25 protein-coding genes are annotated in these 21,191 nt (G+C 67.5%); 7 read left to right on the plus strand and 18 right to left on the minus strand.

All coding sequences use genetic code 11. The features are described from left to right. The first annotated feature begins 48 nt into the window (after nucleotides 1-48). The 5 genes from lysS to IF64_RS0112405 all read left to right on the plus strand — a co-directional run bounded on the left by lysS (nucleotide 49) and on the right by IF64_RS0112405 (nucleotide 3,756). Nucleotides 49-1,554, plus strand: a complete 1,506-nt coding sequence (gene lysS, locus IF64_RS0112385) for a lysine--tRNA ligase (RefSeq protein WP_030532227.1) — start codon at nucleotides 49-51, stop codon at nucleotides 1,552-1,554. A 265-nt stretch (nucleotides 1,555-1,819) separates the two neighbouring features. After that, nucleotides 1,820-2,167, plus strand: a complete 348-nt coding sequence (locus IF64_RS0112390) for a histone-like nucleoid-structuring protein Lsr2 (RefSeq protein ID WP_030532228.1) — start codon at nucleotides 1,820-1,822, stop codon at nucleotides 2,165-2,167. 129 nt (nucleotides 2,168-2,296) lie between these two features. Beyond that, nucleotides 2,297-2,842 carry a TIGR03086 family metal-binding protein gene (locus IF64_RS26050; RefSeq protein ID WP_145600488.1) on the plus strand — a complete coding sequence of 182 codons (546 nt, stop codon included), beginning with the start codon at nucleotides 2,297-2,299 and terminating at the stop codon, nucleotides 2,840-2,842. 51 nt (nucleotides 2,843-2,893) lie between these two features. After that, nucleotides 2,894-3,271 (plus strand): nuclear transport factor 2-like protein, encoded by a 378-nt coding sequence (locus IF64_RS0112400; RefSeq protein WP_030532230.1) that lies wholly within the window; start codon nucleotides 2,894-2,896, stop codon nucleotides 3,269-3,271. Beyond that, nucleotides 3,268-3,756 (plus strand): MarR family winged helix-turn-helix transcriptional regulator, encoded by a 489-nt coding sequence (locus IF64_RS0112405; RefSeq protein WP_030532231.1) that lies wholly within the window; start codon nucleotides 3,268-3,270, stop codon nucleotides 3,754-3,756. Before IF64_RS0112400 ends, IF64_RS0112405 begins: the two co-directional genes overlap by 4 nt. A 4-nt stretch (nucleotides 3,757-3,760) precedes the next feature. Here the strand turns inward: IF64_RS0112405 and IF64_RS0112410 are convergent, their stop codons facing one another. Continuing rightward, nucleotides 3,761-4,375, minus strand: coding sequence for a (2Fe-2S)-binding protein (locus tag IF64_RS0112410; RefSeq protein ID WP_342779934.1), 615 nt, complete (start codon nucleotides 4,373-4,375; stop codon nucleotides 3,761-3,763). Between the two features lie 651 nt (nucleotides 4,376-5,026). Between IF64_RS0112410 and IF64_RS0112415 the strand changes: the two genes are divergently transcribed. Further along, nucleotides 5,027-7,579, plus strand: coding sequence for an ATP-dependent Clp protease ATP-binding subunit (locus tag IF64_RS0112415; RefSeq protein ID WP_030532233.1), 2,553 nt, complete (start codon nucleotides 5,027-5,029; stop codon nucleotides 7,577-7,579). 209 nt (nucleotides 7,580-7,788) lie between these two features. Here the strand turns inward: IF64_RS0112415 and IF64_RS0112420 are convergent, their stop codons facing one another. The 13 genes from IF64_RS0112420 to IF64_RS28060 all read right to left on the minus strand — a co-directional run bounded on the left by IF64_RS0112420 (nucleotide 7,789) and on the right by IF64_RS28060 (nucleotide 15,912). After that, entirely contained in the window at nucleotides 7,789-8,592 is an 804-nt protein-coding gene (locus IF64_RS0112420) for an NAD(P)H-binding protein (protein ID WP_030532234.1), read from the minus strand. Between the two features lie 10 nt (nucleotides 8,593-8,602). Further along, nucleotides 8,603-9,406: an SIR2 family NAD-dependent protein deacylase gene (locus tag IF64_RS0112425; RefSeq protein WP_030532235.1), complete on the minus strand. Its 804-nt coding sequence runs from the start codon at nucleotides 9,404-9,406 to the stop codon at nucleotides 8,603-8,605. Nucleotides 9,407-9,480: 74 nt separating this feature from the next. Next, entirely contained in the window at nucleotides 9,481-9,795 is a 315-nt protein-coding gene (locus tag IF64_RS0112430) for an antibiotic biosynthesis monooxygenase family protein (RefSeq protein WP_030532236.1), read from the minus strand. 19 nt (nucleotides 9,796-9,814) lie between these two features. After that, nucleotides 9,815-10,705 (minus strand): hypothetical protein, encoded by an 891-nt coding sequence (locus IF64_RS0112435; RefSeq protein ID WP_030532237.1) that lies wholly within the window; start codon nucleotides 10,703-10,705, stop codon nucleotides 9,815-9,817. A 42-nt stretch (nucleotides 10,706-10,747) separates the two neighbouring features. Continuing rightward, a complete protein-coding gene (locus tag IF64_RS0112440) occupies nucleotides 10,748-11,050 on the minus strand; it encodes a hypothetical protein (protein ID WP_030532238.1) in 303 nt (100 codons plus the stop codon). A gap of 161 nt (nucleotides 11,051-11,211) precedes the next feature. Continuing rightward, on the minus strand, nucleotides 11,212-11,499 hold the full coding sequence (locus tag IF64_RS0112445; protein ID WP_030532239.1) for a hypothetical protein: 288 nt from the start codon (nucleotides 11,497-11,499) through the stop codon (nucleotides 11,212-11,214). Between the two features lie 19 nt (nucleotides 11,500-11,518). Next, nucleotides 11,519-12,436 (minus strand): hypothetical protein, encoded by a 918-nt coding sequence (locus tag IF64_RS0112450; protein WP_030532240.1) that lies wholly within the window; start codon nucleotides 12,434-12,436, stop codon nucleotides 11,519-11,521. Then, nucleotides 12,429-12,734, minus strand: coding sequence for a hypothetical protein (locus IF64_RS0112455; protein WP_030532241.1), 306 nt, complete (start codon nucleotides 12,732-12,734; stop codon nucleotides 12,429-12,431). Before IF64_RS0112455 ends, IF64_RS0112450 begins: the two co-directional genes overlap by 8 nt. Before the next feature lie 30 nt (nucleotides 12,735-12,764). Then, nucleotides 12,765-13,712 (minus strand): hypothetical protein, encoded by a 948-nt coding sequence (locus IF64_RS0112460; RefSeq protein WP_030532242.1) that lies wholly within the window; start codon nucleotides 13,710-13,712, stop codon nucleotides 12,765-12,767. Further along, nucleotides 13,705-13,995, minus strand: coding sequence for a hypothetical protein (locus IF64_RS0112465; RefSeq protein ID WP_030532243.1), 291 nt, complete (start codon nucleotides 13,993-13,995; stop codon nucleotides 13,705-13,707). The genes IF64_RS0112460 and IF64_RS0112465 overlap by 8 nt, the downstream gene beginning before the upstream one ends. Beyond that, the gene (locus tag IF64_RS27130) at nucleotides 13,995-14,645 is read right to left on the minus strand and encodes a hypothetical protein (RefSeq protein ID WP_145600484.1); all 651 of its coding nucleotides are present in this window, start codon (nucleotides 14,643-14,645) and stop codon (nucleotides 13,995-13,997) included. Before IF64_RS27130 ends, IF64_RS0112465 begins: the two co-directional genes overlap by 1 nt. Before the next feature lie 3 nt (nucleotides 14,646-14,648). Beyond that, nucleotides 14,649-15,791, minus strand: a complete 1,143-nt coding sequence (locus IF64_RS0112470; protein WP_030532244.1) for a putative T7SS-secreted protein — start codon at nucleotides 15,789-15,791, stop codon at nucleotides 14,649-14,651. Then, nucleotides 15,781-15,912 carry a hypothetical protein gene (locus IF64_RS28060; RefSeq protein ID WP_281292254.1) on the minus strand — a complete coding sequence of 44 codons (132 nt, stop codon included), beginning with the start codon at nucleotides 15,910-15,912 and terminating at the stop codon, nucleotides 15,781-15,783. Before IF64_RS28060 ends, IF64_RS0112470 begins: the two co-directional genes overlap by 11 nt. A gap of 434 nt (nucleotides 15,913-16,346) precedes the next feature. Here IF64_RS28060 and IF64_RS0112480 point away from each other — a divergent pair, with 434 nt between their 5' ends. Further along, complete coding sequence (locus tag IF64_RS0112480; RefSeq protein WP_030532245.1) at nucleotides 16,347-17,120, plus strand: alpha/beta fold hydrolase; 774 nt, start codon at nucleotides 16,347-16,349, stop codon at nucleotides 17,118-17,120. A gap of 10 nt (nucleotides 17,121-17,130) precedes the next feature. Here the strand turns inward: IF64_RS0112480 and IF64_RS0112485 are convergent, their stop codons facing one another. The 4 genes from IF64_RS0112485 to IF64_RS0112500 form a co-directional block, all read right to left on the minus strand. Beyond that, nucleotides 17,131-18,138 carry a peptidoglycan recognition protein family protein gene (locus IF64_RS0112485; protein ID WP_036876441.1) on the minus strand — a complete coding sequence of 336 codons (1,008 nt, stop codon included), beginning with the start codon at nucleotides 18,136-18,138 and terminating at the stop codon, nucleotides 17,131-17,133. A 345-nt stretch (nucleotides 18,139-18,483) separates the two neighbouring features. Further along, complete coding sequence (locus IF64_RS0112490; RefSeq protein ID WP_425468443.1) at nucleotides 18,484-19,377, minus strand: HhH-GPD family protein; 894 nt, start codon at nucleotides 19,375-19,377, stop codon at nucleotides 18,484-18,486. 24 nt (nucleotides 19,378-19,401) lie between these two features. Then, nucleotides 19,402-19,893, minus strand: a complete 492-nt coding sequence (locus IF64_RS0112495; RefSeq protein WP_030532248.1) for a beta-class carbonic anhydrase — start codon at nucleotides 19,891-19,893, stop codon at nucleotides 19,402-19,404. Nucleotides 19,894-20,050: 157 nt separating this feature from the next. After that, complete coding sequence (locus tag IF64_RS0112500) at nucleotides 20,051-21,151, minus strand: LacI family DNA-binding transcriptional regulator (protein ID WP_030532249.1); 1,101 nt, start codon at nucleotides 21,149-21,151, stop codon at nucleotides 20,051-20,053. Nucleotides 21,152-21,191: the final 40 nt, after the last annotated feature.

Below are 21,191 nucleotides of genomic sequence, written 5' to 3' on the forward strand. Positions count from 1 at the left end.
GGCAGGCCGGTTCACGTCTCGCCGCGGTCCATTCGTACGCTGGTGCGCATGAGCGATATCCCGGAACACTCCAAGAGCGACGACGACCTGCCGGAGCAGATGCGGGTGCGCCGGGACAAGCGTGACCGGCTGCTCGAGGCCGGTACCGAGCCGTACCCCGTGGAGGTGCCCCGCACGCACACGCTCGCCGAGGTGCGCGCGGCCCACCCGGACCTGCCCGTCGACACCCAGACCGGCGATGTCGTGGGCGTCACCGGCCGGGTCATGTTCATGCGGAACACGGGCAAGCTGTGCTTCGCGACCCTGCGCGAGGGGGACGGCACCGAACTGCAGGCCATGCTCAGCCTCGCCAACGTCGGCGAGGAGTCGCTGAGCGCCTGGAAGACCGACGTCGACCTCGGCGACCACGTGTTCGTGCACGGCGAGGTGATCACCTCGAAGCGGGGCGAACTGTCGGTGATGGCCGATTCGTGGCAGCTCACGGCCAAGGCCATGCGCCCGCTGCCGGTCGCGCACAAGGAAATGTCCGAGGAATCGCGGGTTCGGCAGCGCTACGTCGACCTCATCGTGCGGCCGAAGGCGCGCGAAGTGGTGCGTACTCGGGCGAACGTGCTGCGCGCTCTGCGCGACTCGTTTCACGGCCGTGGATTCACCGAGGTCGAGACGCCGATGCTGCAGACCTTGCACGGTGGTGCGTCCGCTCGGCCATTCACCACGCATTCGAACGCGTTCGACATGGAGCTCTACCTGCGCATCGCTCCTGAGCTGTACCTGAAGCGCTGTGTGGTCGGCGGCATCGAGAAGGTCTTCGAGATCAACCGCAACTTCCGGAATGAGGGCAGTGACTCCTCGCATTCCCCCGAGTTCGCGATGCTCGAATACTACGAGGCGTATGCGACGTACGACACAATCGCGGACCTGACGAAACAGCTCATCCAGGAAGCGGCCCAGGCTGCATTCGGTTCACAGATCGTCACGCTGCACGACGGAACGGAGTACGACCTCTCCGGCGAGTGGGCGGCAATCACAATGTACGAGTCGCTGTCCGAGGCGCTCGGTGAGGAAGTCACTCCCGAAACGACGGCCGAGAAACTGCACGCCGTGGCCGAGGCCCGTGGTATCGAGGTCGACCCCAAGCTCACCCACGGCAAGCTCGTCGAAGAACTGTGGGAGCAGCTCGTCGGCGACCATCTGTATGCGCCGACTTTCGTGCGGGACTTCCCCGAGGAAACCTCGCCGCTCACGCGTGCGCACCGCACCAAGCCGGGCATCGCGGAGAAGTGGGACCTCTACGTGCGCGGATTCGAGCTGGCCACCGGCTACTCCGAACTCGTGGACCCAGTGGTGGAACGCCAGCGCCTGACGGCCCAGTCCAAGTTGGCCGCGGGCGGCGACGACGAAGCCATGCAGCTCGACGAGGATTTCCTGAGGGCGCTCGAGTACGGAATGCCCCCCACGGGTGGTGCCGGAATGGGAGTGGATCGGCTGCTGATGGCGCTGACCGGTCTCGGTATCCGGGAAACCATCCTGTTTCCGCTGGTCCGGCCCGAATAGTTTCACGTCGCCGTTGTCGTTCGGTGCCGAACGGCCTCGACAACGTTGCCGGTCCGGCGTGGAAACCCGACAAAACACGAAGCGCTTGATTTGCTTTTGTCGGGGTGTGCGAGTATTACTGTGAGCAGTTAGAGACTTAGCCTGAAGCGAAGGTCGCCGGCCGTATGGCCGCGGGGTTCGATCAGGCCCGGAACACTGATACCGGCATCGATAGAGCTCGGCAGCGCGATCGGTCTATCGCAGGTTTCACAGGAGGAAAACAAGGATGGCGCAGAAGGTTCTCGTCTCCCTCGTCGACGACCTTGATGGTTCGGAGGCGGAGGAGACCGTCGAGTTCGGTCTCGATGGCGTGACCTACGAGATCGACCTGTCGGCGGAAAACGCCGAGGAATTGCGGGACGCGCTCGCCCAGTACGTCGAGCACGCCCGTCGCGCCGGTGGCCGGAAGCGCACGACCCGTGCGTCGGCCGCGAAGCCTGCAGGCCGTACCGCGGCGGTCGACCGTGAGCAGAACCAGGCCATTCGTGCCTGGGCGCGGAAGAACGGTTTCGACGTTTCCGACCGTGGTCGTATCCCGTCGGAAGTTGTCGACGCCTACCACCGCAAGAACTGACGCGGTGCCCGCAAGCGCGGGTCGAACGCATCTTCGAACGGCCTCCCGGTGTCCACGCCGGGAGGCCGTTCTCTGTTCGGTGGGACGTTCGTGCTGGAAACGAGCGTGCCCGCGGTGTTGGATCGGGGCATGACCGATAACGCTGTCGTCGCCGCGGCCGTTCCGACCGCCGCCGGTGAACTCGTCGACGTGCTCGGCCGCGTCACCGCCGCCGACCGGCCACGACCGACGCCGTGCACGGACTTCTCCGTCGCGGACCTCCTCGAGCACCTGCACATCTGGACCCCCCGGCTGGTGGACGCCTCGGGCACGCGCACTTCGGGTGCCGCCGACCTGGCCGCCGAGGTCGCCGTCCTGGGCCAGGCGTGGAGCGATCCGGCCACGTGGGAGGGCTCCGGGTCGGTCGCCGGTTCCGAGCTGCCGAGGTCCGTGGTCGGCCGGATGGTCCTGGTGGAGCTGGTCATGCACGGGTGGGACCTGTCGGCCGCCCTGTCCGGCGACGGCACGACGTGGACGTCGTCGGTCGCCGACGTCGCCGCGGACGTGCTCGCCGGGATGGCCGAGCAGGGCAGGCGCATGGGGGCGTTCGGGCCCGAGGTCGAGGTGTCGCCGTCGGCGCCGATCATGCACCGGGCCCTCGCGCTCGCGGGCCGCGATCCGGCGTGGCGCCCCTGACCGGTTCCATGCCGATGGCCAAATCTATGCGGTTCGCATAGATTGGCGCCCATGGACAGACTTCACGAGGTCGTCGCGGACTGGCACGACCGCGTCAACGGCGGTGATCGCACGCGTGCGGCCGCCGTGGTCGGCGACCGGGTGGTGGTGCTGGGGCCGAAGGGATCGGGTGCCATCACGCAGGAACAGTTCGCCGACTGGGTCCGCCGTTCGGGCATCACGCTGATCCCACGGGGATGGCACCCGGTGGACGACTCGTTGGTCGTGGTCGAACAGGACGCGACCTGGCCCGGCAGTGCCGAGCCGCAGCGGGTCGCGACGGTGTTCCGGGTGGCGAACGGAAAGGTCACCGCCGTCCTCCGGCGCCCCGATCTGCCTTCGGCCATGGAACTGGCCACGATCTGCCGGGACATGGCGGCAACGGCGTGAGCGAGCGGGAAGGCGACCGGGCGAGTGGCCGGGAACCCGACGACCGCGGACCCGGCGAGACCCTGTTCGCCTTCGTCCGGCACTGGGCGCGCGTGTCGTGGGCGAGCGGGCCGGAAGCGTCCGCACGCGGGCGGATGGTGCTGGTCACCGAGGCCGTTCACGCGTTGGAGGCGCGGGGGATCGATCCGACCGTCAACGCCGTGGCGGCGGAGATCGGCGTCGATCAGAGCGGAGCGTCCCGCATGGTGAAGACGGCCGTCGACGCCGGCTACCTCGTCATGCGGCCGGCGGAGTCGGATCGTCGCAGAAGGCAGGCGTCGATCACCCGCGCCGGCCGCGTGCTGCTCGACCAGGCCCACGACTGGCAGGAGCGGGTGTTCGACCGGCTCGCCGACGGTTGGAGCGAGGGGCGGCGCCAGGAGTTCCGGCTCGCGATGTCGGAGCTGATGCAGCGGTCCGACGAGGTGGACGTGCGCCGCGCCTGAGACGTCAGCCGGCGCGGCGCCTGCGCGGACAGCCCGCGCACTCCTCGCGTTCCGGCAACAGATACGTGAAGCAGCAACTCTGCCGATCCCGCTGCCACCCCTCGTCGGTGGCGTGCACGGTCGACGGCGAGGTCAGCGGCGCGAAGGCCGATTCGAGTACGAGCGTCGCATCGGCGACGCCGGCTCCTTCGTCCCCGCAGTCGCGACCTGCCCACCAGAGGCAGTCGTCGAGTGCGTCGGTGGCAGCCGCCCACAACGTGCGTGTGCCGAGCGGGCCGATCGACCGGTAGGCACGGACGAACCGGGCGGCGTGCGCGGTGTAGCGCGCCCGCAACACGCCTGCCAACGCGCGTTCGTCGTCGGCCACCGTGGCCTGCGGTTGGGTACGCAGCGGGTCGAGCGGCAGGCAGGCGATGTCGTCCCCGAGAACGGCGATCGCCTGCGGGTTCGGCCTGCCTTGGGAGGGCAGGCGGACGGCGAGGTCCTCGGGGTGCAGCGACGGCACTCGGCGTTCGTGGAACAGCATCGCCGCGCCCACGTACGCCGGGATCCGCAGGTACCACGACATGACGTAGGCGATCGCGGTCCGCCGGGGCGCCTCGCCGTAGGTGCCGGCCAACCACTCCGCCGCCGACGTCCACCAGCTCGCAAACGTATGCGGCCTCGTGAGTAGCTCGGAGCATCGGATCCATCCCGTGGCGTCCGGCTCGGTCGTGAGGTGCACCCGGCCCTGGGCGGCGTCGACCCGGGCGACGGACGCGGCGAGTGAGGACGCTGACGACGCCGGCGAGCCCGTCCCGGCAGCCGTCGGCGCACCGTTGTGTCCAGTGTCACGGACGAATCGGTCGACGGTCACGGCGTGCTCCAACGGTGTGACGCGGAAGGTTCGTAGCCCACACCTGCGGTTGTAAGGCGTGCCTAACCTAAACTGTCGGTGCACGATTGCGCCAACCGGGGGACACGATGGTGGGAACTGGGCGTCCCGACGTCTGGGAAACGGCCGATGAACGGGGTCGCGGCGCGTGTTCGCCCGCAGCGGACACGCCCGGTGACACGGAATCCCGTCCCCGCCCGTGTCGTTGGACCAAGCGCCGTAGCCAGCAACAATGCGAAAAAGTCGCCGATCGACTCCGTTGGCGGCGGACCCGCCGGTTTCACGTGAGTGGTAGGCCACCGGACACGCATGGCTACTAGAGTGGTCTCACGGTGCCGAACTCATCACGAGGAACCGATGGGTCGGGCCGCCGGCGCAGCAGTCGAGGGAGTGGGAATGTTCGAGAGGTTCACCGACCGCGCGAGGCGGGTGGTCGTCCTGGCCCAGGAAGAGGCCCGGATGCTCAACCACAACTACATCGGCACCGAGCACATCCTCCTGGGTCTGATCCACGAGGGTGAAGGTGTCGCCGCCAAGGCGCTCGAGTCGTTGGGTATCGCGCTGGAGGGCGTCCGCCAGCAGGTCGAGGAGATCATCGGCCAGGGGCAGCAGGCCCCGAGCGGGCACATCCCCTTCACGCCGCGTGCCAAGAAGGTGCTGGAGCTGTCGCTGCGCGAAGCGCTGCAGCTCGGCCACAACTACATCGGTACGGAGCACATCCTGCTCGGCCTCATCCGCGAGGGTGAGGGCGTCGCGGCCCAGGTGCTGGTCAAGCTCGGCGCGGACCTGAACCGCGTCCGCCAGCAGGTGCTGCAGCTCCTGTCCGGCTACCAGGGCAAGGAGCCGCAGGAGGCAGGCGGTGGCCGTGGTGAGGGCACGCCGTCCTCGTCGCTCGTGCTCGACCAGTTCGGCCGCAACCTGACGCAGGCCGCACGCGACGGCGGTCTCGACCCGGTCATCGGCCGGAACCAGGAGATCGAGCGCGTCATGCAGGTGCTGTCGCGCCGCACCAAGAACAACCCGGTCCTGATCGGCGAGCCCGGTGTCGGTAAGACGGCCGTCGTCGAGGGACTGGCGCAGAACATCGTCAAGGGCGAGGTGCCCGAGACGCTCAAGGAGAAGCAGCTCTACACGCTGGACCTCGGCTCGCTGGTCGCGGGCTCGCGGTACCGCGGTGACTTCGAAGAGCGGCTGAAGAAGGTCCTCAAGGAGATCAAGACCCGCGGCGACATCATCCTGTTCATCGACGAGCTCCACACGCTCGTCGGCGCGGGTGCCGCCGAGGGTGCGATCGACGCGGCTAGCATCCTCAAGCCGATGCTGGCCCGTGGTGAGCTGCAGACGATCGGTGCGACCACGCTCGAGGAGTACCGCAAGTACATCGAGAAGGACGCCGCGCTGGAGCGCCGCTTCCAGCCGATCCAGGTGGGCGAGCCGTCGCTCGAGCACACCATCGAGATCCTCAAGGGTCTGCGGGACCGCTACGAGGCGCACCACCGGGTGTCGATCACCGACTCGGCACTGGTCGCCTCCGCGACCCTGGCCGACCGGTACATCAACGACCGGTACCTGCCGGACAAGGCGATCGACCTGATCGACGAGGCAGGCGCGCGCATGCGCATCCGCCGGATGACCGCTCCGCCGGACCTGCGCGAGTTCGACGAGAAGATCGCCGACGTCCGCAGGGACAAGGAGTCGGCCATCGACGGCCAGGACTTCGAGCGGGCCGCGGCCCTGCGCGACGAGGAGAAACAGCTCCTGTCGCAGAAGTCCGAGCGCGAGAAGCAGTGGAAGGACGGCGACCTGGACGTCGTCGCCGAGGTCGACGACGAGCAGATCGCCGAGGTCCTCGCCAACTGGACCGGTATCCCGGTGTTCAAGCTCACCGAGGAGGAGACGACGCGTCTGCTCCGCATGGAGGACGAGCTGCACAAGCGGATCATCGGCCAGGAGGACGCGGTCAAGGCCGTGTCGCAGGCGATCCGCCGTACCCGCGCCGGCCTGAAGGACCCGAAGCGCCCGTCCGGTTCGTTCATCTTCGCCGGTCCGTCCGGTGTCGGTAAGACCGAGCTGTCCAAGGCGCTGGCGAACTTCCTGTTCGGTGAGGACGACGCGCTCATCCAGATCGACATGGGCGAGTTCCACGACCGCTACACCGCCTCGCGGCTGTTCGGTGCCCCTCCGGGCTACGTCGGCTACGAGGAGGGCGGTCAGCTCACCGAGAAGGTCCGCCGCAAGCCGTTCTCAGTGGTCCTGTTCGACGAGATCGAGAAGGCCCACCAGGAGATCTACAACACGCTGCTGCAGGTTCTCGAGGACGGCCGCCTGACCGACGGTCAGGGCCGCACGGTCGACTTCAAGAACACGGTGCTGATCTTCACCTCGAACCTGGGCACGTCGGACATCTCGAAGTCCGTCAGCCTCGGCTTCTCGTCGGGCAACGACGAGGTGACGCGCTACGAGAAGATGAAGCAGCGCGTCAACGAGGAGATGAAGAAGCACTTCCGGCCCGAGTTCCTCAACCGGATCGACGACATCATCGTCTTCCACCAGCTCACGCAGGACCAGATCATCGAGATGGTCGACTTCATGGTCCGGCGTGTGGAGGAGGCCCTGAAGGGCAAGGACATGGCCATCGAGCTGACCGACCGTGCGAAGGCGCTGCTCGCCAAGCGCGGCTTCGACCCGGTGCTCGGTGCCCGTCCGCTCCGCAGGACGATCCAGCGCGAGGTCGAGGACCAGCTGTCCGAGAAGATCCTGTTCGGCGAGGTCGAGCCGGGCCAGATCATCATCGTGGACGTCGAGGGCTGGGAAGTCGGCGACGAGAAGGACGACCAGGCCAAGTTCACCTTCCGCGGTGAGCCCAAGCCGGTCGACGTGCCGGACGCCCCGCCGGTGAGCATGGCCGCCGGCGAGGAGTCCTCGGGCTCGGGCGAGTCGGAGGAGTGATCCCGGCCGAGTAGGCAGAACCGCACGAACGGCGGGCACCGCACAGCGGTGCCCGCCGTTCGTCGTAAGCAACCGTGTCGCGGTTCTAGGGGCCCGTGTTGCGTCTTCGGGTGCCCGTGTTGCGGATGTAGGGGCGTGTGTGGCGCTTTCGGGGGCGCGTGTTGCGCTCTGGGGAGCCCGGGCTGGGCGGATCTGTCGGGGGCAGCGGGTCAGCGGAAGGCGTCGGCGTTGGCGTGGGCCCACGTGGCGAACGTTGTGGCTGGTTCGCCCGTGATCTCCTCGACGGCGCCGTTGGCCTCCATGGGGTCGGTGGCGAACAGGCCGAGCACGTTGTCGACGAACCAGTCGGCGTTCTCGCCCATGGTGGGCCGCAGCCGTTCGATGGTGTCGGCAGGCGACGCCGTGACGAACCGCAGGTCACGGTCGAGCGCGGCGGAAAGGTGGGCGAGCTGGTCGGCACGCGTCAGGGTTTCGGGCCCGGTGAGCAGATGCGCACGTCCGGGTGCCGGGTCGAGGAGCGTGGTCGCCGCGACGGCGGCGATGTCGTCCATCGCGATCGGTGAGCTCGCCGCGTCGGGGTACGGCTCGTGGACTTCGCCGGTGCGGCGGATCTGGTCGCTCCAGATGAGCGAGTTCTCCATGAAATCGCCCGGCCACAGGTGTGTCCACGGGATCCCCGAGTCCTCGACGGCGCGCGTGACGGTGCCCCACCACGAGTCGTGTTCGCCGGACAGGTCGACGACGTATTCGACTCCTGCCTCGCGGGCGATACGCAGCACGTCGGTGATCGTGTCCGGCGTCGGTGCGAGGTACATGCGCGTGACGCCTCGGAACGCGTCCGGCAGTGATTCGAGCCTGCGCAGGTAACCCTCGACGACCTCGACGTCGGCGGGCAGCGCCGCCTTGGCGGGGTCGTTGGTGAGTGCGCGGACGCCGGTGGCTCCGCGGCGCAACAGCTGGTCGACGGTCTTGCGGCCGATGTTGCCGGTGGCGCCGGTGACCAAAATGGTCATCGCGGTCTCCTCACGTCGCCGAGGGGTGGCTGCCCAAGCGTGCCCGGATGGCGGTCAGCGCGTCCAGCGCACCTCGGGCGATGGAGATGCCGCGGCCGTGGCGTACGTACGGCTCACGGGGGTTGATGCGGATGAGCGCGCCGGTCGCGGCGCTCACGAGTTCGGCCTGCCTGCGGACGGTGGGGACGGCCAGCCCTGCGCCGAGTTCGACGACGACGATGTTGCCGGCGCGCCGCCGCCATTCCTTGAGCGCGTCGAGTTGCCGTTGGGTGCGTTCACCCAGCCAGTCGAAGTCGCCGAACATGAGGATGTTGGGGCGGGCGGGTCCGCCGCATTCGTGGCATTCCGGCAGTGGTGGCAGTGCGCGCATGGTGGCTTCGTCGACGGTCACCGTGACGTCGTCGGCAGGCCAGATTCCGGCGCCGCAACCGGCGAGACACTGCAGATGGTGTATGGAGCCGTGGACCTCGGCGACGTCGCGGAAACCGGCGCGCTGGAACTGCCCGTCGACGTTGGAGGTGAACACGTGCACGCCGCCGGGTTTCGCCGAACCCCAGTCGCGCAGGATGGCGAAGCCGGCGTGGGGTGTCGTCCTGCGGTACAGCTCGAGGCGATGTCCGTAGAATCCCCAAGCCAGTTCGGGGTCCCCGGCGAAGTGCACGGGGTCGGCGACCTCGACGAAGCTCAACCCCAACCGGGCGTAGGGCGGGTAGGCGCGCCAGAAGCCCTCGTCCCCGCGGAAATCGGGCAGGCCGGAGTCGACGCCCATGCCGGCGCCCGCGCACACGAGGAGCGCATCCGCGCCGGCGATCAGGTCGGCCGCGGCGTCGAGTGCGGCAGCGTCGCGTTCGGTGCCGTCGGGTTCGGCGGCACCGCCGGCCTGCGTGCTCACTCGGACTTGTCGGGCACCGAGCTCTGCACGACCTCGAACTCCAGCAGGCTCGCGCCGCTGGAAACGGGCTTGGCGCGTTCACCCGAGTGGGCGTCCTTCGCCGGACCCTGCGCCCACGCCTGGAAGTCCTCTTCGGTCTCCCACTTCGTGTAGACGAAGTAGCGGTTGTCGCCGGAGACCGGGCGGAGCAGTTCGAAGCCGAGGAAGCCGGGCTGGTCGTCGACGGCGTGCAGTCGGGCGGCGAACCGCTTCTCGAGCTCGGGGCCGGCGCCTTCGGGGACCTCGATCGCGTTGATCTTCACAACAGCCATGCCCCGAGAGTACTGACCCTCACCGACTGTGTCGTGACGGATCGACGTCGGTGCGAGACGCCGAGCGGGTCTCCTTGTGGAGCTTGGTGAGCTGTTTGAGGATCTTCTCGTGGGGGCCGATGTCCCGACCCCTCCGGACGTTTCTGGTCCAAATCTCGTAGGCGATGAGCGCGACGGCGATCGCGGTGAGGCCGCTGCCGACCGAGAACGTGATCACCTCGGCGCTATCGCGGGCGAGGTCCGACATGCTGAGGGCGAGGATCAGCGGGCCGAAGACGAGGCAGACCAGGCAGACCAGGAGCCCTAGGCAGCCGATGGACTTCCGTGCCCAGTACCTCTTTCGGGCACGCAGATGCAGGATCCGCTCGGGATCGAGCGGGCTGTAACCGTGCTTGTTGTAGTAATCGTTGACAAGCGGAGCCAATGCGGGATTCCGGGGCATTTCGGTGAGCTCGAGGTCGCGTTCGACGGACATCCCGTCGACGATGCGCACGTAGTCGGTACGCCAGCCCGCTTCCTGGATGACGCGCCGAAACTCGTCGATACCGAGCGCTCCGTAGCGGACCGCGTTCATCTTGTAGGCGTCACCGTCGATAGCTGACAGTTCGCGAGTGAGGCGTTCGGCCGGGCCCGTGTACGGAGTGTGGGGTGAGTAGGTGAACACGAGCCACCATGCCCCGTTGCCGACGTCCTCGTGCGAATAGCGCCAGCCAGCCGGCGCGAGGACATCCTGGATGTGCTGCTTAGGGAGGTCCGCGAAGCGCATCCAGTCGATGGGTAGGGCGCTGCCCGAGTGTTTCCGCAGTAGCTCCTCGAGGGCGGCTGCCTGTTGCGGCCGCCGACGCCTCGGCCCCGAGTATCCGTTCCGGAGGCCGAGAAGGCCCGGAAATGCGCCGATGAAGATGAACATGAGTGCCAGCGGCCCGAGAATCGGGACAAGGGCTGGAGTACGTCAGCCATGGGTTCCGTCCTCGTTGGTGCGCCTGAACTGCATGAAGGTGGAACTCGTGCCACCGCCGGCATTCGGCTTCTCGAGGGTGAATCCGCGGTTCTCGGCCATGTCCTTGATCTGTTCCTCGCTCAACGGGTGGGAAGCGGGAATCGAGATCGACGCGTGAAACCCCGACTTCGTCTCGTCGAGCTCCTTGGCCACGCGGTCTCTGGCCTGCTCGAGGCTCTGGAACCGTTGCCTCACCCGGGACAGCAGCATGAGCACCGACGTCACGACCAGCACCAGAAACGCGATGTATTCCATGAGATGTCTCCTGGCAGCACACTGCCGATGTCAGTCAGAGGTGGTCGACCGTCGGTAGGCCCGGCGCATCCGTTGGAATTCCTTCATGCGGGGGCCGATCTCGCGTCGTTTGAGGATGCTGACGAAGGCGGTGCCGTCGCCAGGGTGCTGCTGGAGTGTCCTCAGACATGGGGGTTGTCCTTTGCGAAATCCAACGCGGTGTAGCCGGCGCCCTCGCCGCCTTCTCCCCGGTACGAGTAGCCCTCGCTGCGTGCCACTTCGATGATCTGAACGTCGGTCAGAGGCCATGACTCAAAGAGCCGGATCTTCGGCGTAGATCCGCCGTCGTGGAGCTTCTTACGGACGTACTCGATTCCCTGCTCGACATTCTGTAGCCGCGCCTTCACTCGACTGGAGACGATCCAGATCATGAGCAGGAGCATGGTTGCCGCGCCAATGAAGCCGATCACGACAGCACTACCCGCGTCGTCACGGCGTTCCGGTGGAGCCAGGCCGAGTTTCCTTGTGGAGCTTGGTGAGTTCCTTGAGGATCGCTCGGTGGTCGCCGATGTCCTTGCGCTCCTGCACGGTGAACCACCGTTCGTAGCCCAAGAAGGCGAGGGCGATGGCCGTCACCCCGCCACCGACGCACAACGTGATCACTTGGGCGCTGTCGCGCGCGAGGTCGGAGATGCCGAGCGCGATGATCAGCGGGCCGACGACGAGACAGACGACGACGAGCAGCGTGCCCCAGCAGCCGACGTTCTTCGTCCGCCAGTGGGCCTCACGGTCTCGCAGGCGCATCAGTCGTTCGGGGTCGAGCGGGTTGTAACCGTGCTCGTTCGCGAATTGCTGCGCTCGAGCCGTCACCGCGGGGTTGTGCGGCATTTCGGTGAGTTCGACAGCGCGCGTGATGGGCAGGGCGTCACGAAGCCACAGCCGGTTGGGGTGCCACCCGGCGTCGCTGAGGACCCGGTTGAACCCGTCTTTGCCGAGTGCGGCGTAGCGGAGTGCATTGATCGTGTACGTGTCGCCCTCTGCAGTTGCCAGTTCCCGAGTGAGCCGTTCGGCGGGGCCCTCGTACGGAGTGTTGGGCGCACGGTTGAACAACAGCCACCATTCCTTGGCCGTGAAGTCCTCGCCGGCGTAGCGCCAACCTGACTCGGCTGCGATGTCCTCGATGTGGTGCTTGTGCAGGTCCGGAAACTGCATCCAGTCGATCGGGAGCGTCGCGCCGGAGTGGCCACGCACCATCTCCCGCAGCGCCGCGTCCTGCGCCGGTCTCCTGTGGCGGGGCCCGGCATACCCGTTGCGTAGTCCGAGGAAGGCGGGAAACCCGGCGAACATGAAGACGACGAATGCCGAGATTGCCGCGACAAGTGTGGCGGTGTGCAGCGGATCACTCATTCGTCCGGTTCTCCTCGTCGGCGACGAATCGAAGGGTCAGGGAGTTCCTCGTGCCTCGGGCATCGACCCCCACGTACCGGAACCCTCGGCTCTCGGCGAGGTGCTTGATGTGCTCCTCGCTGAGTGGGTGTGCCCGCCAGATCACGACGGCCGCGCGGTCCTGGCCCAGCTGCTTCTCGAGCAGTCCCGTTGTGCGTTCGAGCGCCTTCGGCAGCCCCTGGAACCGGGCCATCAACTTCGGCACCAGCCCGATGATGGCGACCAGAAGAACGAGGAACGGGACGAGGATCGGCGACACTAGAGCCCTCCTGGCAGCACACTGCCGATGTCAGTTGGACGTCGTCGATCGTCGGTAGACCCGGCGCATCCGTTGGAGTTCCTTCATGTGGGCGCCGATCTCGCGTCGTTTGCGACTGTTGATCCAGGCGGCGAGGACGGCGCACGCGGCTCCGGCCAGCATCATCCAGGCTCCGACCTGGAAGACCTTTGAGTCGACACCGTCCTCCAGGCCGATGAGCAAGGGGAACACGCCGACGGTCCACAGGAGTCCGCACAATGCGGCGGCTGGGAGGAACCGCTTCAACCAGTAGTTCTCGCGCACCCGCATGTGCTCGAGGCGATATGGGTCGAGCGGGTCGAACCCGTGCGTCGTCTCGAAGGCCTTCGCTCGAGCGAGCATGTCGGGGTTCTGCCGGAGCTCCGCGGTGGACACTCCGCCGAGGTTGATGCTGCCCAATCCGCTCGCGACCGAGGTCCCCACCCGAGTCAGGGCGAGCATGCCGACAACGGGGCGAGGGGAGCGTTGCCACCCTGCGACCGCGATGACGCGGTCCCGTTCCTCATCGGACAGTGCCGCATACAGGGTGGGGTCGACGACGTACATACCGTCGGCGTTCAGATCGGCGTCGGCGAGCTCGGACGCCAGCCGCGCAGCCGGACCTTCGTAGGGCGTGTCGGGCTCGTAGTTGAAGTGCAGGAGCCATTGGCGCGCGGACGGTTCGTCCGATCGGAATCGCCATCCCCACACGGCGGCGAGGTCCCGGAGTGCGGGTTGGGACAGGTATTCGTAGTCCATCCAGTCGACGGTCAGCGTCGACCGCCCGGTGTGGTTGCGGAGGTGCTTCTCGAACGCCGCGGCCTGGCGCGGTGCAGCCCTGTCCCGCTTCCGGGAACTGTTGCGCAGTCCGAGCAGGCTGGGGAACAGCCCGAACGGGAGGAGGACCAGTGCGGCAACGACAAGTGCGTAGCCGATGCTGCCGGCGAGGTCGTCAGTCATGGCGGCCGGTCCCCTTCACGAAATCGAGCGCGGCGTAACCGGCACCTTCCGCTCCCACCCCCCGGTACGCGAAGCCTTCGCTCCGGGCGACCTCGATGATCTGAACATCACTCAACGGGTGCGACTCGAAGATGCGGATCTTGGCCGTCTCGCCACCGTCGAGCAGCTCCTTGCGCACCCGATCACGCGCCTTGTCGACGTCCTGTAGGCGAGCTTTCACGCGAGCGGCGGCCATCAAGACAACGAGGACGAAGATGAGCGTCCCCATGACAAGCTCAACCATCAGAGTCCTCCGTTGAGGGCGTCGCCAATATTCGGCTCCTTGGTGGACGGTCGTGTAAATGATACCGTTTGTGCAATATTATGAATAATTTGGGCAAAATCTTGCCAGTCTTCGAGGTCTGATGTTGAGAGGCCCAGAATCGCCAATTGTTCCTCGTTTGGCATCTTGAACATCACCTGTGCGCTCCGCACGGCTTTGGTGGTGCCGCGCCAGCTCGCCATGGCGTGCTGGCCGTGGACGATGGCCTGCCCCGCCGGGTAATCCCACAAGATCACCTCCGACGGGTCACCTGGCTCCCGAAGTCCTCGGGCTATCTCCGCCATAGACCGCCCGGCAAGGTTCGGGATATCACGCAGTATGACTGTGAACAGCGCTGTGACGAGCCGCGATCCGTGCTCTGAGTGGGCGACGCAGTGCGCCGCATAGATCGCTCCTGCTTTGTCGAGATCTCTGCGCAGTGCTTCCTGGCTGTAAACGAGATTGATTTGCTGCTGTGCGTCCATCCCCGGAAGCTCGCTCGTGTCGGCAAGCATTCGCTGGATTCGTGTCTCGAGCGGTTCGTCCGGGTCGATGCGGACAAATTCAGGTGGGACCGAAAGCCACAGGGGCGGGCTGGCAGAGTCCGGCGACAGGACATCGAGGATGCTCACCGGTCACCACGCCGTCAAGATCGATACTGCCGACGCGCCTGCGCCACCAACGTCGTGCGCAGTCTTCTTCTCCTCGCTGGTCACCTTGTCCAGTGTCGGGGCGGTTGTGAGAGTCGTGGCCGTGCCCTCGAAGACCTTGGCCGCTGCGCTGGCTGACTCGGTTGACAGCCCCGGCAGTGGGGACACCATCTTCGTTAGAACCTTGCTGGCTTCGCCCATGTCATCTCCCATGCCCCCGAAGAAGGCGCGAGTTTTTGAAAGGGCCCCGCTCGCGTCGCTGAAGGCGTCAACGCCCTTTGCTATAGCTTTGACACCTGGAATGACGCCCGCTACGTCTCCCGCAAATCCTGCAAGGCCGCCGAATTCATCCCATTTACCGTTGATCGTGTTGTCTGCGACCCGGGTACCGAGGGCGATGGCGCCGGATATCAACGCCACCGGTGCGGCGATCGCGTTCAAGCCTGGCACGAAGGAGAGGACTCCAGCGATCGCGGATACGATCCCGGCGATATCGTTGATCGTCTCCAACGCACCGGCGATGAAGTCGCCGATGCCTTCCCAGAAGCCGGTGCCCGGGGCGTACTCGGCAGCCGATTCGAGTTTCCTGGCGCATTGTCCGGAGAGGAGTTCCCACTCGTCTCGGAGGTTTTCGGCGGCGCGGCGCAGTTCCTCGACCGCGGCGGTGGCGTTGTTGGCCGCGTTGGTGGCCTGGTCCGCGGCTTGGCCCGAGCCTCCGCCGTCGCCGAAGTTGCTGGCTGCCTGCATCGCAGCTTGATTCGCTTGCTGGGCGGCCGCCACGGCCCGCCGCTCCTCGTCCAGCGCCTCGCGAAGGTTGCGCTCGATCTCGGCGGCGCGGTCCTTGAGCCGGCCCAGGTCTTCGGACCACTGTTCCAGCGCCTTACCGGCCTTGCGCATCGACGAGTCCGCGTCGCCGAGGTAGCCGGGAAGATCTTCGATGTTCTCGGCGAACTTGTCCGACGCTCCGCCGGTCCAGATGTCCTTGTTCTGCTTGATCGAGACGAGTGTCTCGCGTGCTTCGCCGGCATACTCGGCGGTGGCGGTCAGCTCCTTGGCGAGCTGTTCGAGCGTCGAGACGTTGCCGCGTGCCGGGTCGAAGCCGATGCACGGATACTGCTCAGCGGCCACCGCTCATCTCCTCGAGGTTGAGGCCGTCCACCCGGTCGCGCATGTCCTTGAGCGCGTCGCGGATGCCCTCTTCGGTCTTGCGGTAGCCCTTGGTTGCCTGGTTGAGGCCGTCGTCGACCATCTTCGATGGCCTCCTCGATCTTCTCGAGCCCCTCCTTCCAGGCGTCCCGGAAGTCCCCGCAGGCTTCGTCGAGCTCGTCCGATCCGATCGAGTCCGGCCGCAGCGCGTCGAGGCGTTTCGTTGCTCCGTCGACGTTCTCCTGAACCCTGGTCAGGTTCTTCTGCAGCGCTTCGAGGCCGCCGATGTCGACCGTGAAATCAGGCATTCCCTTCCCCCTCGCCCCAGTGGGTTCCACCCAACGGGCCGGGACCATAACAGGTGAACAACTCACCGAGGCCGCAACCCGCACAGATCACTAAACCGGAAGCGCAGGCCCTCGAGTGCTGGTGCGGAACTCGCGAAGGTGGGCACGGTTCTAGGCTTGGGCCCGGCGGGAGCGGGCAAAAGGGATAGGGCGCAGCGGGAACGGCCCAGCGGGGAGAGAGGACGGACGTATGCGACACGGGGACGGGGTCGTCGACTTCGGCGGCCAGGGGCCGCTGATCGTGTTGCTGCACGGACTCATGGGGCGGGCGACGACGTGGTGGCGCGTCGCGCGGCACCTGACGGCCTACGGTCACGTCGTCGGCCTCGACGCTCGCGCTCACGGCCGCTCCCCGCGACCGTCCCCGCGCGAGGTTCCCGCCCGGGTCGAGGACTTCGCAGGCGACGTCGCCGAACTCATCGAGCGACTCGACGAGGGTCCGGCCGTCGTGATCGGACACTCGATGGGCGGACTGCACGCGATCGTGCTGGCCGCCACCCGTCCCGAACTCGTCCGCGGCGTCGTCACCGAGGACATCGCGCCCGACCAGCGCGGCCGGACCGTCGACGACTGGCGCGCGCACTTCGAATCCTGGCCCGACGCGTTCACCTCACTCGCCCATGTGCGCGAGTTCTTCGGCGACACGGGCGACTACTTCGTCGAATGCGTCACCGAACACGACGACGGATACCGCCTGATCGCCGACCTCGAGGACCTGTACGTCATCGCGGCGGAGTGGGGACGTCGCGACTACTGGTCCTATGTGGACAAGCTCGCCTGTCCACTGCTTGTCATCGAGGCAGGCGACACCGCCATGCCCGAAGGCGGGCAGGCCGAACTCGCGCGGCGCGCGGGCGGAAGGCACCTCGTCGTCGAAGGTGCGGGCCACGTGGTGCACGACAGCGCCCCGGAGCAGTACCGGGGCGCTGTCGAGGCGTTCCTGTCCGAATTGTTCTCTCGCTGATCCGACCCGGTCAGCGCATGCGGGCGAGCCGGCCCTTGAGATCCGCGCGCTCGGAGCCGTCCACCAGCAGCGGCCACACGTCGGAACCGAGGTAACCGCTCTCGTCGGCGTGCCGGTGCACGGCGGCGCCGCAGGCGATCTGCCGAACACCGTTGGCGCGCTTGAACTTCGCGACCTCGCGGGCCATCGCCGCGGTGAACACGCCGTCCGTGGCGACGTCGACGCCGCGCTCCCGCAGCAACGTCTGTGCGGTGCGCACCTGCTTGCCTGCGTCGCCGGGGGTGAGCAGCGGCCACGCCGTGGGCTGGGCGGCACGGACGCCGAGTGCGCCGCCGACCGCCTCCCGCAGCTCGGGCAGGCGTCCGTAAAGGACCTCGCCGGGGCATTCGGTGGAATTGAAGTCGCGGTGACCCATGATCGCGTCGGTGCCGAGGCCGTACTGACCCGCGATCCACGCGACGAGGCTCACCAGCGAGTTCCACAGCTCCTCGGTGACGTCGACGTCGACGTAGATGCCCTCGTTCTCGATGCCGATGCACGTGGAGTTGTTGTCGGCCACGTGCGCGCCCTGCACGTGCTGCGTGCCGCCCTGGACGACCTCGAGCGAGTGGTGCCGGCCTTCGGTGATGTGGCCACCACGGCTGTTGGTGAACTGCTGCCCCGAATCGCCCCAGCCGTTGTTCATGTGGAGCGCCTGGATGTCGCGGGAGATCTGGTACGCGTGCTCGAGCGAGTAGTCGGTGCTGTTCGAGCCTGCCGTGTGGTGGACGACGATGTACGTCGGAGCGTGGTCCAGGATGACCGGATCCTGGGTCGGCGCCTGTGCGCCCCAGTCGGCGGTGCCGTGGATCGTCGGCTGCTCGGCGCGTGCTCCGACACCGCCCGCGCCGACGGTGCGGGCGGCGGCCGGGGCTGCGGACGCCGTCGTACCCGCGAGGGTCGTCAGCGCTCCGGCGGCGGTCACGGCGAGCCCGCCTTTGAAGAACGTGCGGCGGTGGAAAGCGGGTTGGTCGGACATCTCGTTCGAGCTCCCTCCACTGGGCTTCATTCAGGGTGCGGGCTCACCTCGGTGCCTGCGTGGGATATCGGAGCACGAAACATAGCTGTAAGCGAATAATTGCCGACGAACTTCGGGTCCTTGTCGTGAAAGTTTTTCGATCTGTTTGACGAGCGTGACCAGCGCATTCATGCCTTCGAGCACGGTTCAAGGGCCATCCGGTTGTCCCTCGAACGGAGCAAGGCCGGGGTGGACGAACCGGGCCTGTTCGCGGTACACGTCGACGCTTGTCCGCGCTCGGCAAGCCGTCCTCGCCAAATGCCCTCGCGGCAAGCACCCTCTCGGCCAGCCGTGTCTCGCGCGCCGTTACGGGAGCTGTTCTCCCGGAAGTGCGAATCGGCCGTCCTCGGTCTGTTCGACGAGACCGTCGGTCAGCAGCGAGTCCAGACAGCGGTCGCGTTGCCCCGCGCGGTCCCACACGACGTCCAGCCGGGTCTTCGGGACCGGGCCGTCGGTGCCGCGCAGCACGTCGAGCAGCAGCCCACGCACCTGCCGGTCGGTGCCCGCGAACTTCTGCACCGGCTTGGCGGGGCCGTCGTAGGCGGGTTTGCCCGCGCGCACCCACGCGCAGTCGCGGGCGATCGGGCAGTCGGCGCAGCGGGGCGAACGTGCCGTGCACACGAGCGCGCCAAGCTCCATGAGAGCGGCCGACAACGTCGCCGCCCTGCGCTCGTCGTGCGGCAGTAGGGCCTCGACGTCGGCCATGTCCCTGGTGTTCGACGCCGGCCCCGCATCGCCCGCCCCGTGCACGGCGCGGGCCACGACCCTGCGGACGTTCGTGTCCACCACGGGAACGCGCCTGCCGTACGCGAAAGCCGCCACGGCGCGCGCCGTGTACGCCCCGATGCCCGGCAGGGACAGCAACGTGTCGACGTCGTCGGGGACGACGTCCCCGTGGTCCCGCGCGATCGCGTCCGCGGCCGCGTGCAGGCGCAGTGCCCTGCGCGGATAACCGAGCTTGCCCCATGCGCGGAGCACGTCGGCCTGGGGAGCCGCCGCGAGCGCCGACGGTTTCGGCCAGCGCTCCATCCACTCGTGCCAGATCGGTTCCACTCGCGACACGGGCGTCTGCTGCAGCATGATCTCGCTGACGAGCACGCCCCACGCGTCGCAGTCGGCGGCCCGCCACGGCAGGTCGCGCGCGGTCGAGGAGAACCAGTCGAGCAGGGTTTCGGATGCGATGTCGGCCGTCAGAACCACGCGGGCATTAAAACACCGGGTTCGTCACTCGACCTCGGTGAGTGCGCCGGTGTGCACGTCGTAGACGAAGCCGCGCACGACGTCGCGGTGCAGCAGGAACGGGCTCTGCTTGGCGCGCTGCACCGACGTGCGCACGCTCGCCTGCACGTCGCGGAACGCCTCGACCGCCCACGTGGGCCGCAGTCCGGTGGCCTCCTCGAGTTCGTCCTTGAACCCGTCGTCGGTCACGGCGTTCAGGCCGCAGTCGGTGTGCTGGACGATCATCAGCTCGCGGGTGCCGAGCTTGCGCTGGCTGAGCGAGAGCGACCGGATCGCGTCGTCGGTGACGATGCCGCCCGCGTTGCGCAGGATGTGCGATTCGCCTTCCAGCAGGCCGAAGAGCTGGAACACGCGGATGCGCGCGTCCATGCACGTCAGGATCGCCACGTGCTGGGAGGGGCGCGGCGACGAGCGGTCGCCACCGGCAACCTGTCCGAGTTCGGCATTGCGCTTGAGGAGCAGGTCGATCGCGGTCATGGGTCTATCTGACCTCCTGCGGAGTCGGGACACAACACGGGTTGACGCTCGTCACGGACGAGCCGGCGATTCATGGCAGAGCTGGGGATTCATGGCAGAGCTGGGATTCACGGCAGAGCTGGGATTCACGGCAGAGCCGGGGATCCGGGCCTGCGAGTCACGGGCCGAACCAGTGCTGTTCGGCGGTGCGCGGTGGGCCCGAGGTGGTGCCCACGCGCAGTTCCGTGGGCAGGGTGATCACCTTCGAGGCGACCCGGTCGCTCGCGCCGAGCAGCAGCTTGCCGGCGGCCTTGCCCTTCTCGAGCACCGGCTGGTGGACGGTCGTCAGCCCGGCTCGGGTGGCTTCGCCGATGCCGTCGAAGCCGGTGATCGTGAGGTCGGCGGGGACCCGGAGCCCGCGCCTGCCCGCTTCGGCGAGTGCGCCGAGGGCGAGGATGTCGGAGGTGCAGATCAACGCCGTCACGCGCGGATGCTTGTCCAGCAGCTGGCGTGCGGCCGACGCGCCGTCGTCCACGTGGTGGTCGAAGCGTTCGACGACGGGCACCGAGTCCCACGGCACGCCGGCGGCCTCGAACGTGCGCTGCAACGCGGCCAGACGTGCGCGCTGCACGTGGTAGTGCGCGTCCTGCTGGCGATACTGCGAGGCGAAGTCGTCGTTGCGGTCGCTGGACAGGCGCATGCACAGCACGCCGATCTGCCGGTGGCCGAGGCCGACGACGTGGTTGGCGAGGTCGACGGTCGCGGACTCGTCATCCGGACCGACCCGGTCGAGCCCGTCGAGCTGTGGCTGGTCGATGATCACCGTCGGCACGGGGCGCTGGAGCGCCGCCTGCAGGTGCGGGTCGTCGTCGGGTACGGAGTAGACGACGAAACCGTCGACGCCCGCCCGGTGCACTGCGGCGACGTCCTCGTTGCCGGGACTGCCCGGAACGAGCGTGAGCCCGACGCCTGCGTCCTCGCACGCGAGCGCGAGCCCCTCCAGCACGCCGACGGCGGCCGGGTCGCGGAAGGCGTAGGACAGGTTCTCGGTGAGCAGCAGACCGACGGCACCCGCCTTGCGGGTGCGCAGCGACCGCGCGACCGGGTCGGGACCCGGGTAGCCGAGGCGTTTCGCCGTTTCGAGCACGCGCTTGCGCAGCTCGGGTGACAGTTGGTCCGGCCGGTTGTAGGCATTGGACACGGTCGTACGCGAGACGCCCAGTTCGGCGGCGAGGGACGCCAACGTGGCCTGCCGCCGCGATCGCATCGGCCGGTTCATGAACAAACCGTAACGGTTCAGAACACCGTGCAGAACCGGA

It is taken from the genome of Prauserella rugosa, assembly GCF_000719975.1.
Lineage (GTDB): Bacteria > Actinomycetota > Actinomycetes > Mycobacteriales > Pseudonocardiaceae > Prauserella > Prauserella rugosa.

Excerpts from the sequence above, each read along its gene's own strand:
- lysS (WP_030532227.1), top strand. The coding sequence starts at position 49 with ATGAGCGATATCCCGGAACACTCCAAGAGCGACGACGACCTGCCGGAG.
- IF64_RS0112390 (WP_030532228.1), top strand. The coding sequence starts at position 1,820 with ATGGCGCAGAAGGTTCTCGTCTCCCTCGTCGACGACCTTGATGGTTCG.
- IF64_RS26050 (WP_145600488.1), top strand. The coding sequence starts at position 2,297 with ATGACCGATAACGCTGTCGTCGCCGCGGCCGTTCCGACCGCCGCCGGT.
- IF64_RS0112400 (WP_030532230.1), top strand. The coding sequence starts at position 2,894 with ATGGACAGACTTCACGAGGTCGTCGCGGACTGGCACGACCGCGTCAAC.
- IF64_RS0112415 (WP_030532233.1), top strand. The coding sequence starts at position 5,027 with ATGTTCGAGAGGTTCACCGACCGCGCGAGGCGGGTGGTCGTCCTGGCC.
- IF64_RS0112420 (WP_030532234.1), bottom strand. The coding sequence starts at position 8,592 with ATGACCATTTTGGTCACCGGCGCCACCGGCAACATCGGCCGCAAGACC.
- IF64_RS0112430 (WP_030532236.1), bottom strand. The coding sequence starts at position 9,795 with ATGGCTGTTGTGAAGATCAACGCGATCGAGGTCCCCGAAGGCGCCGGC.
- IF64_RS0112435 (WP_030532237.1), bottom strand. The coding sequence starts at position 10,705 with ATGTTCATCTTCATCGGCGCATTTCCGGGCCTTCTCGGCCTCCGGAAC.
- IF64_RS0112440 (WP_030532238.1), bottom strand. The coding sequence starts at position 11,050 with ATGGAATACATCGCGTTTCTGGTGCTGGTCGTGACGTCGGTGCTCATG.
- IF64_RS0112450 (WP_030532240.1), bottom strand. The coding sequence starts at position 12,436 with ATGAGTGATCCGCTGCACACCGCCACACTTGTCGCGGCAATCTCGGCA.
- IF64_RS0112460 (WP_030532242.1), bottom strand. The coding sequence starts at position 13,712 with ATGACTGACGACCTCGCCGGCAGCATCGGCTACGCACTTGTCGTTGCC.
- IF64_RS0112465 (WP_030532243.1), bottom strand. The coding sequence starts at position 13,995 with ATGGTTGAGCTTGTCATGGGGACGCTCATCTTCGTCCTCGTTGTCTTG.
- IF64_RS28060 (WP_281292254.1), bottom strand. The coding sequence starts at position 15,912 with ATGGTCGACGACGGCCTCAACCAGGCAACCAAGGGCTACCGCAAGACC.
- IF64_RS0112480 (WP_030532245.1), top strand. The coding sequence starts at position 16,347 with ATGCGACACGGGGACGGGGTCGTCGACTTCGGCGGCCAGGGGCCGCTG.
- IF64_RS0112485 (WP_036876441.1), bottom strand. The coding sequence starts at position 18,138 with ATGTCCGACCAACCCGCTTTCCACCGCCGCACGTTCTTCAAAGGCGGG.
- IF64_RS0112495 (WP_030532248.1), bottom strand. The coding sequence starts at position 19,893 with ATGACCGCGATCGACCTGCTCCTCAAGCGCAATGCCGAACTCGGACAG.
- IF64_RS0112500 (WP_030532249.1), bottom strand. The coding sequence starts at position 21,151 with ATGAACCGGCCGATGCGATCGCGGCGGCAGGCCACGTTGGCGTCCCTC.